Source organism: Chryseobacterium sp. SIMBA_028 (assembly GCF_046535285.1).
Classification (GTDB): Bacteria; Bacteroidota; Bacteroidia; order Flavobacteriales; family Weeksellaceae; genus Chryseobacterium.
In genome coordinates, this window is the sequence record NZ_JAWRWZ010000630.1 from 1 (window position 1) to 249 (window position 249).

The following is a 249-nucleotide window of genomic DNA, read 5'->3' on the forward strand; positions in this document are numbered from 1 at the left end:
GCAAAAGGGTATGTGAACAACTCGGAATTAACGGAAGAAAAGTTTATCCAAAGTCCGTTTGAGCCAGGAAAAAGAATGTACAAGACGGGAGATTTGGTGAAAAGACTGTCCGATGGCCGAATTGAATTTATCGGAAGACTAGACAGTCAAGTGAAGATAAGAGGATACCGGATCGAGCTCGGAGAGATTGAAAATGTCCTATTAAGCCATCCGGAAATCAAAGAAGCAGCAGTCATTAATAGAGACAAT

1 protein-coding gene is annotated in these 249 nt (G+C 41.4%); it reads left to right on the plus strand.

From position 1 onward, the window contains the following. Positions 1–249, plus strand: a 249-nt coding sequence (locus SCA31_RS24750; RefSeq protein WP_410699605.1) for a hypothetical protein, incomplete at both ends; no start/stop codon positions are given.